7 protein-coding genes and 1 tRNA gene are annotated in these 9,237 nt (G+C 55.5%); 4 read left to right on the top strand and 4 right to left on the bottom strand.

Translation table 11 applies throughout. The features are described from left to right. Positions 1 to 49 precede the first annotated feature (49 nt). The 3 genes from WBG82_RS12440 to WBG82_RS12430 all read left to right on the top strand — a co-directional run bounded on the left by WBG82_RS12440 (position 50) and on the right by WBG82_RS12430 (position 3,408). Positions 50 to 124 (top strand) — tRNA-Gln (locus tag WBG82_RS12440). Between the two features lie 291 nt (positions 125 to 415). Beyond that, positions 416 to 1,942, top strand: a complete 1,527-nt coding sequence (locus tag WBG82_RS12435; RefSeq protein WP_424424838.1) for a site-specific integrase — start codon at positions 416 to 418, stop codon at positions 1,940 to 1,942. Between the two features lie 140 nt (positions 1,943 to 2,082). Then, positions 2,083 to 3,408, top strand: a complete 1,326-nt coding sequence (locus WBG82_RS12430; RefSeq protein WP_424424837.1) for a hypothetical protein — start codon at positions 2,083 to 2,085, stop codon at positions 3,406 to 3,408. A 1,095-nt stretch (positions 3,409 to 4,503) separates the two neighbouring features. Here WBG82_RS12430 and WBG82_RS12425 read toward each other — a convergent pair. From WBG82_RS12425 to WBG82_RS12415, 3 genes are all read right to left on the bottom strand, one after another. Then, positions 4,504 to 5,247, bottom strand: a complete 744-nt coding sequence (locus tag WBG82_RS12425; protein WP_424424836.1) for a recombinase family protein — start codon at positions 5,245 to 5,247, stop codon at positions 4,504 to 4,506. A 450-nt stretch (positions 5,248 to 5,697) separates the two neighbouring features. Continuing rightward, entirely contained in the window at positions 5,698 to 6,462 is a 765-nt protein-coding gene (locus tag WBG82_RS12420) for a hypothetical protein (protein ID WP_424424835.1), read from the bottom strand. Between the two features lie 89 nt (positions 6,463 to 6,551). Then, positions 6,552 to 6,773 (bottom strand): helix-turn-helix domain-containing protein, encoded by a 222-nt coding sequence (locus WBG82_RS12415; protein WP_424424834.1) that lies wholly within the window; start codon positions 6,771 to 6,773, stop codon positions 6,552 to 6,554. A 98-nt stretch (positions 6,774 to 6,871) separates the two neighbouring features. Between WBG82_RS12415 and WBG82_RS12410 the strand changes: the two genes are divergently transcribed. Next, a complete protein-coding gene (locus WBG82_RS12410; protein WP_424424833.1) occupies positions 6,872 to 7,246 on the top strand; it encodes a hypothetical protein in 375 nt (124 codons plus the stop codon). 930 nt (positions 7,247 to 8,176) lie between these two features. Here WBG82_RS12410 and WBG82_RS12405 read toward each other — a convergent pair. Then, complete coding sequence (locus tag WBG82_RS12405; protein WP_424424832.1) at positions 8,177 to 9,064, bottom strand: ferritin-like domain-containing protein; 888 nt, start codon at positions 9,062 to 9,064, stop codon at positions 8,177 to 8,179. Positions 9,065 to 9,237: the final 173 nt, after the last annotated feature.

Below are 9,237 nucleotides of genomic sequence, written 5' to 3'. Positions count from 1 at the left end.
TGTTCCGGCCCGTTTTCGCGGGTCGGCTAGGCACCTCATGGCCCCCTGCTGGGGCGTCGCCAAGTGGTAAGGCAACGGATTTTGATTCCGTCATGCGGAGGTTCGAATCCTCCCGCCCCAGCCAAACGATATGCTAAGCCGCTGAAACGTAAGGCACGGACCGTCTCTCACGATTGCGAGAATGGTTCAGGTGTCTTCGATGCTCACAAAATGCTCCCATGACCGTGCTAGATGGCCGCGCGAAAGCGTGCGCCGCGTAGTCTGCAAGCGCGGCATCTTTTACTTTCGGAGAGTCGTTCGGGAGCGTGGGGCTGGTGAAATCACGCTATCATTGGGGACGAAAAGCTACCGGGTAGCCCAACGGATCGCATGGGCACTCGATGACGTGTGTTCTGCTGCCTTGTTAGAGCCGACCATGACCCTAGATGAACTTCGATCAATTCTTCGCCACTACATCCAAGACCAACTCGAAATCGACACTCAACGAAGGATCAACCTTCCTCCTCAACGTCTCCCTTATGCAGGCGGTGACGATGACCTAAACCCCGAAGAGGAGCCTATCAAGGCTGAGTGGAAAGGGCTGAAGGATTGGCTTGAGCATGCTCGTGAGGATTTGCAGCTAAGAGACTTCGCAGCAGTCGCCAACCAAGCGGAATTGATAGCCGGACAACACAACATCCCGGTTGAGCTTAAATCAGCTTTACACCTTGGGTTACTTGAAGCCGAGGTTATGGTTGCTGAGGAAATCTATAAGCGGAGTGGTGCCCGTGCTTTTTCTATCCTGAGCCAGCCCGCCTACGCTCAAAGAAGCGCCCAAACGGAAAACGCGTCAAAGCTCGCTTCGGAGTTGCGTGAACCTTTCCACGCATGGCGGGAAACTCTGCAAATTCAGAAGACGACGCTCAAACAAGACAGGGTCACCATGCGTCTCTTTCTTGAGATCGCTGGCGATCTTCCGGTTGCGAATTACACCCGTAAGCACATTCACGATTTTCTAGCGACCCTCAGACAACTTCCCAGCACCTATGGCAAGTCACCCAAGGATAAAGACCGCACGGTTCGGGAATTGATCGAGGCGGCTGACGTGAAAGGCTCGACACGACTAGCTGACCGCACGGTAGAGCGGCACTGCAACGTCATTCGGCAGTTCCTTCAGTTTGCCTATGACCAATCGGAGATTGCGAAGGAGCAGCTTTCGATTGCGGAAGGCTTCACCTTCAAGGTGGCTTCTGCCCGGAGCCAGCGAGATCAATGGGAGGATGACGAGCTAGTTAAGCTCTTCTGCTCGCCCGTATGGACCGGGATGAAGAGCAAGCGGCGTAAGACCGTACGCGGCTCCGTGATTGAAAGGGACGCTTACTTCTGGCTTCCCCTCTTAGGCATCTACCATGGTAACAGGCTTGAGGAATGCGCTCAGCTATTTGGCGGTGACATTCGGCAGGTGGATGACGTCTGGTGCATGCGTATCACTGACGAGGGCGAAGGCCAGCAGCTCAAGAATGAACCTTCGCGTAGGGTGGTCCCTATACATCCAGTCCTATTGGGCATGGGCTTCATTGAATACGTTCAGTCAGTGTCTTCGGCAGAGACCGACCCAATCTTTCCTGATCTTAAGCCCGGCGGGGCGGACATGAAGCGCGGCTATACCTTCACCAAGTGGTTCTCGCGTTATCGGTCCAAGATGGGTATCAAGAATGGCCGGGATTATCATTCGTTCCGCCACAACGTCACGACGCAGCTTTTGAATAACGGCATTCCCCAGCACCTTGTGGACCTCCTAACAGGACATGCGAGCGCAGGTGAGACCCTGAGCCGGTACTATAAGGGCGCGACCACAAAGCTCTTGGCGGACGCCATAGCCACGCTTTGGTGGCCTATGGATTTCTCGCACCTGATGAAGCCGGGAGTTGTTTACAGCGAGTTGCGTAAGCCTAGCCTCTAGAAGACTCATAGCGAGTCAGGGAATCGAATTGATGGTGTCTCTGGTCTCAACCACTGGGTCGCCTTCAATCGCGCTCCATGCCCTTCTATGAGTCAAATAGAGGCATCCGCATTGGCCATCAGCTTTTGAGTCAATATCCTATGTCGGAATTCTATCTGCCTCTAAATCGTGTGCCGCTCACTGACGAAGCCCAGACATTGAGCCTTGCTCTCGCAAGGGAGGCAGGTTGGGACGGTGCGGCCAAGACCTCTAAAGCCGGTGGTCGTCCCAAGGACAACACTGGCCGCGCGAAAGCTCTAACCGCAATCGTGGCTGACATTCTGGTGGGAACTGCGAAGAGCAGAACGCGCAGGTTCTGGCGCGAGAGAAGTGCGCGAGCCTTTACGGGCCTCCCGGTCTCGTACCGAGCTTTTGATGACGCATGGAAATGGCTTCAGGCTGAAGGATGGATAAGGGAGGTCTATGGAGCAACATTTCAAGCGACGAATATGTTTGATGGGACTCCGCTGAAGGACGCGGACCGCAAGGCTGCAAGGTGGGAAGCCACAGAGGGGCCCTTTGCTTTTGTGGAGGCGCAGGGCTTCAAGCCGGAGGACGCAGCCAAGCACTTCGCGGAACGCTTGCCCAAAGATGTTATCGAGCTACGGCAGACCTCGAAGATAATCGAGTCCTACAGGATCAAGGGACGGCGGCTGAAGTTTCCTGAGACGCCGAAGACCAAGGCGCTTGCCGACACGATCCATGAGATAAACCGGTTTCTTGCCGAGCAGGATTTAGGCGGTCTGACGTTCCTCGGGTTCAAGCGGATATTCTTTAAGCTGCCTAATGCCAAGGGCTTCAGCTGGAATCATGGTGGAAGACTGTATTCCTTTGGAGACCGTCATTTTCAAGGACTGTCCAAGGAAGACCGGCTGAAGGTCAAAATCAACGGTGAGCCGGTAGTCGAGTTGGACGTCAAGGCAAGCCACTTGACGATCTACTGTGGTCTGACGGGTGAAAAGGCGAGCCTTGGGCGTGATCCCTATAAGATAACCGGTCTACCAAGAGAGTTAGTCAAGGCGTGGGTCGTCAAAGCCTTCGGTACGGGAGGCCTTCCCAATAAATATCCTCAGTACGCTTATGCTGACTACAAGGCCGCACATCCGGGCAAAGAACTTGGAAGGGGCCATCCTATCCGTCGAGTTGAGGCTGCAATCTTGAAGAGCTACCCCACACTGAAGAAGCTTCCATCTACCAAATGGAATTCATTGGCCTTGGAGTTCTACGAGAGTGAGGCCGTGATAGGGACGATGCTTGAGCTATTGAAGGCAGGTATTCCATCTCTGCCGGTCCATGACTCCCTTGTGGTGCCTAAGAATGCCAAGAGCAAGGCGAAGGCAATCTTGGAGAGGCAATACAAGACCCTCTGCGGGATCAAGCCGCGCCTAGAGGAGGTCTCAGCTTCCACACGAAAGAGGAAGGCATAAACATCTATTGCGGGTCTTCTGTAAGCAGAGAAGGGCACAAGCACTGCTATGGGAGAACCTAAGGGCTAGCTTGAGGCTTGGGTGGCTTGGGCTTGGCTTGGGGAGTCCCATAGGCGTCCTTGGGTTCCTCTAAGGTCTACAAGGTTGGATAAATCTAATTTCCGTCTAAAGCCCCACCTTAGGGGAGGCGGAGGGGAGGGCATACATACAGGAAACGAAACCCCTATAACGGGACACAGCAGGCTACGCTTAATGGCGGGAATTTCTTCTCGAAAGCAGACGAATTGTGGCAGAAAAATGGTTCTTTCTTGTAAGTCAACGCTGCGTTCGATGATTGGATGTGGCCGCTACGGGCCTCGTTTGGCACTCTCCGCCTTCGATATTGGAGCTACACATGCAAATTGAGAGAAGGGCTACCCTAGATTTCTTTGACGCCACGTCGCGTGATACTCCGGTGCTTGACGAAACTCCCGGCTCCCACGTCTCCGCTCTTACAGGGGTCATTGGAGAGGATTTGATCCTCGGGTTATTTTTGCACTTCTGGGAAAGCTCGGCGCCACGAGCGGGCCACGTTGGGGTGTTGCAGTACCAATGCCGATCCGCAGGAGACGGTCGAAAGCTAGATGCCTGGCTGAAACGCGTCGATGCGCAAGATCGAATTAAAGAGTTGTTTCAGGTGGAGGTTAAAAACTGGTGCTACCACTCTTTCGCCATGCTGAGACAGTCTCTCCAAGCGGATGCGAATGTGGAAAATGTTGCGAGGGTTGCAAGATCGAACTGGGAAACTTGCATAGCCCAGCAGAGAAACCGGGATTCGTTGGCGAAGGTGAAATGCGAGATGCGGAGGCCTGAGACTGCTACAAGGCGTACCCCAATCACACCGCTTTTGTGCATGTGGGCGCCGCTTACGCCACCCGGTGCGCGGCAACTTCGACCTTTCTGGAAGTTAAATTGTAACGGGCACTATTTGAACGGTGTCACTTTCTTTTCAGCTTCTCTATATCTGCGAAGCATAGAAACGAAGACGCTGAAACTTCGGATGCCGCGAGCAGAGAAACGTCTGCAGCTTTTAGAAGAGTTGGGTGTGTCACGAGGCTAGATAGCGGCTGCATGCCTTGAAGGACCATCCAATGTCAGCATATCCAACAATCTACGCACAGACGTAGCCTGCCATTTTCCTCCGCGTGGAGAAGTTATGCCACGCTCGTTGAGGGCTTGAGCAAGAGCTGTATTGCTCCTTATCCCCGCTGCCCTAAGCTCTTCGATGATTGGACGATAGACGTAAGCCCCACGCCTCGCCTTGCGAGTAAGCGTCGCCGCTCTTGCCTCTGTAGCCTTTGCGCGGTCGTCATCGGAGAAGTTGTGGGCTCCCTCGCGTCTTCCGCCCAGCTTCACACCTCTGGCCTTTGCGCTCTGTAGGGCGGATTTAGTCCGCCGAGAGATCATCCGGCGTTCCTCTTCCGCCACGGCAAGGCGGATATGAAGCATGAGAGTGTCGGCCTCCGGCATATCTGCGGAAACGATCCGCACTCCCTCGCGCTCGGCGTCCTTCAGCAGGGTTGCGCCGAAGGCCACGTCTCGGGAGAGCCGGTCAAGCTTCGCAACGATGAGCGTAGCGCCCGTGTCCCGGCAGAGTGCAAGAGCGTCCCTCAACCCTTCTCGTTCGTCCTTTGCACCACTCTCCACGTCAACGAAAGGTTCGTGCACGACAAGCCAGCCCCTAGAGGAAGCGAGACCCTCAATGTCCCGGAGCTGTGCCTCAAGTCCAAGACCGCTCCTGCCTTGCTTCTCAGTGCTGACGCGGGCGTAGGGAATGAATCTTTTTTGAGCAGTCATCATTGCATTACGCTTTCTCTCAATGTTCGATGAGGGATAATGTAACGAGTGAGCCGGAGCCTGCAATAGCTAGGTGACTTAATTTTGGGTAGGTAAATCGTCCGCCTCAGGACCCTTACTCGGGAAGCCGAGACTCCCGCTCGGATTAATGAGCCTCCTGCTAGCGCGAAGGACGTTAGGCGGGAGACCCCCGACCATGATCCACTTCAAAAAGAAATCCTAAAGGCTGTTGGTGTCGTTGTTGATGTTCGAGCTTTTCGAGCAGAGTTGCTGTCAGAAATCACACCGAACCAAAGGCGGATGACGCTTCGCCGAGATAATCGCAAATGGGCGCAAGCTCATGAAGATTGCGACGGGTGTGATTGAAGTTTAGGCCAACGGAATAGCTCAGCGAGAATGCAGCTGTGGTCAAGCTTGGGGGCAGTGCGAGGCCACAAAAAGACGGCATATATCTTAATGAAAATTTTTGCTGACGAAGCGTTGAGCAGACAGGAGAAATTGCGACAGAAGTTCCGATACGGCAATTTGCCGTTTGCTCAGGAATTCGCCATCTAATCTACTGTCATCTAATTTCCAGAAAGTCGGTTCTGTCTGGCCTCCGCCATCGGCGTGAAAATGTCTTCCTGGGGCTGCGCGATGCGCTAGGACGTTCCTCGCCCCCTTGAGCGATTTAAATTCCTTAGACTGCATGAGAACATCAAAAGCATCTACTATCGGGTCCGCCAAAAATGCATCATTAAAAGCTTTTCGGGTTCGCTCCAGTGTAACGTCTCTCCGGTCTTTCTCAGTGAAAGGGAATTGTTGGGGAGCCAACTGAGAGCCAATGGTGTAGAGGCCATATGCCGCCGAGTCGAAGACGGAAATGGCATTGCAAAAAAAGCCATACAGGGCCTGCTCTTGAAGGTATCTCTGTTCCGGGGTCGGTGCCGTGCCGTGCAGAGCTAAGGAATACCTGAAGAAGTTGGCCTGTTCGTCGGCAGCGCGGAAGCGGTAGGCAATAGCGTTCCACGCTGGCCCGAATTGCCCGACGAATTCTTTGTCCTGCTGCTTTCCGCAAATGATATTGTTAATCTCGTCGTATGAAGTAAGCGGAAAGTTCACGGGCATTCCGATGCCGACCGAACAACTCTTTTGGTGGGGCGCCAAACCCATATTGTCAGCCGTCAAACTGTGTGGCGTGAATAGCCGCGTGAGTGCAGATCGTATGTCTTTGGTCATTTACTCTGCAATCCCACCGCTAATGATTGACCAGACCGGTTACCAAATGAAGGTTCATTAGTAAGCCGGAGGTCGGTTGCCACATCCGTTCATCGCTTCCTCGAATGATATTTTAGCAACTCAGCAGGCTCTACAGCCAGCGCCTTTGCCAGCCTATCGATAATCTTAAGGCTGGCGTCATGCGATCCCGTCTCTAGCTGGCTGAGATAGCTCCGGCTGACCTCTGCCTCATAGGCCAAGTCGTCCTGTGACAAGCCTCGCACTTGTCGCCAGCGGCGTAGATTGGTGGCAAAGACTTCCCGCAATTCCATGCATGGAAGCAAAGCCAGTTGCCCGATATTTACACCTCGATATATTAAACAAAACGCACGCCGTCTTTGGGCGTTGTCTAGTTTTAGTCGGTGGACAAATGGCTAAAGGCTATGTGGGTGTCTTTGCGCTGCTCGCGACCTTAGTTGGGGGCGCAGCGTTGGCGGACGAGAACGGCCAGACTGGCGGCTATCATGTCCACTACTATGTTTCCGGATCGACATTTCTGAAGCTTGGCCGAAATCAACAAGCTGTGATTGCTGCATCGGTCTATGACGGGGTGATAATCACCGGAGATGCTCTGAACCAGCCCGCGAGCACGAGGTGGAGCGCCTGCACCGAAGGTTGGACGGCGGAACAGATAGCCGACGCTATGATTATCTGGCTTGCTGACCATCCTGAGGGTTTGAAGGGAAGTATAGCTGTTGCGTTCGTAGGGGGCGTGGACCAAGCCTGCAAGGCGCTCGATAAGTGACCAGCTCTGCTGGCCACCTTGGCGAACCTGAAGACCCACGAATGACGGTGAATTGAAGAGACTCCCCGGTCTTTCAGTCTGTCGGGGGATCAATGTTTTTGTGAGCCGTGGAGACTTGGTATTCTCACGCAAGGAAAGCACGTCCTCGCAGGAGCGACCATGACGCTACGACAAAAGGCGAAGAGCGTTTGGGCGTGGTTTAGCAATGCTTGGACGGTAAAGGATGTTGTCGACTTCGTTGTGACTTCGACCGGCACAGGGGCATTCATCGGTGGCGTTGGCGCTTGGCTACTCAATCACGAATTGAATTTGTTGGGTGTGTTGCTGACGGCTCTTCTTGCTGGTGTGACCTGCGGAGTAGTCGCCTACCTGACTGTTCGCAGTCGATTGAAGCCTGCATTGTTGGCGGCAGACCGAAAGGACGAGGGAGCTACCTCCTCTCTACAAGGGGAACGAAGGGGGCTAATTCGTCAGGCTCGCTCGTTTGTGGCGTCTGCATGCGCTGCTGAGGGGGCAAATACCGACTTTCGGCAGAAGTTGGAGGCAACAAGCCTGTACTACCGCCTACGACCGCACTTGACCGACGAGTTCCGGGTAAGCGTAAGGTAGGCGGGGCGGACAATCATTGCCCCTCCCAGTGGCTCGGAACTTCCGGGCCTAGCACACCGCTTTCTGGACGAACTGGAAAGACTTGAGCGCGAATGGGGGATTTAGCAGAGCGTTGACGCGCTCACAAAATGCTCCCATTCTTCAGCCAAGAGACGGCACAAGTCCGCCGTTTTCAGCGCTTTTGGGGCTGAGTCGTCAGGCTCCTCCCGCCCCAGCCAAACAATCCCCACACCCGATTTGAGCCATGCTCGCCTGTGTCAGGCACTGCGATTTTGGCATGGCGCTCGCGTTCGTTCCGAAACAGGTAGGCGGGGGTGACGATCATCTCGCTGCAGGCAGGGAGCCGAGCGTCAGGCTCAGGCGGCGGAGTGCCCGGGTCGCCATGTCCATGGAGACGCGCATGACCTCTTCATCGCCGGTCCGCTCGGCAATGTCGGAATAGCGCTCGAAGGCTTCCTCCAGCAGGCGAAGGCCGCCTTCGACGGTCGGCCGGCCTTCGGATGCAATCTCCGGCACGGCCTGACCGGTAAGGGCTGCCGCCTCATTGGCGCAGGCTTCCTCATCGGCGGCGGCGGCGATGAACGGCGCGGCATCCCTGCCGAGATCGGTGAGCACGCGCCCGAGTGCGCGGTGGTAGCGCGCGGCGCGCCACTCCTCGCGAAGACTGATCGTCCAGAACTCGTCGGTGGTGGCCGGAATGGCCGGGCGCGGCTGCCTCGTTCCGTCCTCGGCGTGATAGGCGCGCCGGCGCTCCGCGCGAAGAAGGGCGGCATGATCGAGTTCCTCCCGCGCAAGGTCCTCGGCGATCGTCCGTATGCGCTCGTCCGGCGCCTCGGCGGCCACATAGGTGTAGAAGGCGAATGCGCGTTCCTCATTGCGAACGGCGATGGCGAGCGCGAGATAGGGCGTGAGCGTGTGCGAGCTTCCCGCCTCCTCGTCGAAATTCTCGGGCACTTCCCACGCCGCCTGCGCCAGGTCGATGCTCTGGTCGAGCGCATCTTCCGTGAGCGTCGTGATATGGCTCGCGTGCTTCTCCTCGATGGAGGCGAGGAAATCGAAAAGCGAGGCCAGCGCCATTTCGTCGCGCAGCCTCATGCGGGCGGCAAGCTCTCGATACCGCCGCGCCGATTCCCGCTCCATCGCATGCGCCATCGCCATGAGCTGGTGAGGCGAGCATATGGGCGGCGGCAAACTTTTCGATGCGACCAAGACCCGACTCCCTCCTGTCGTCCGATGGTGCATTTGTCTTGAAGTGTAACCGAAAAATCTTTCCGGTCATTGCGATCGATCAAAGACCGCTCACGCAGGATTGGCGATGGTTGCCCGGACGATCATCTATGTTACCCTCTTCCGTGAGCGTTGAATGCGAATTGCCGACGGCC

Origin of the sequence: Parvibaculum sp. (assembly GCF_049671045.1) — a bacterium.
In the GTDB taxonomy this organism is placed as follows: Bacteria; Pseudomonadota; Alphaproteobacteria; order Parvibaculales; family Parvibaculaceae; genus Parvibaculum.
Note: the sequence above shows the minus strand (reverse complement) of the source record. Positions and strands in the feature narration are given on the sequence as shown.

What these genes read in the sequence shown, in the direction of transcription:
- WBG82_RS12435 (WP_424424838.1), top strand. Translation starts at nt 416, where the DNA reads ATGACCCTAGATGAACTTCGATCAATTCTTCGCCACTACATCCAAGAC.
- WBG82_RS12430 (WP_424424837.1), top strand. Translation starts at nt 2,083, where the DNA reads ATGTCGGAATTCTATCTGCCTCTAAATCGTGTGCCGCTCACTGACGAA.
- WBG82_RS12425 (WP_424424836.1), bottom strand. Translation starts at nt 5,247, where the DNA reads ATGATGACTGCTCAAAAAAGATTCATTCCCTACGCCCGCGTCAGCACT.
- WBG82_RS12420 (WP_424424835.1), bottom strand. Translation starts at nt 6,462, where the DNA reads ATGACCAAAGACATACGATCTGCACTCACGCGGCTATTCACGCCACAC.
- WBG82_RS12415 (WP_424424834.1), bottom strand. Translation starts at nt 6,773, where the DNA reads ATGGAATTGCGGGAAGTCTTTGCCACCAATCTACGCCGCTGGCGACAA.
- WBG82_RS12410 (WP_424424833.1), top strand. Translation starts at nt 6,872, where the DNA reads ATGGCTAAAGGCTATGTGGGTGTCTTTGCGCTGCTCGCGACCTTAGTT.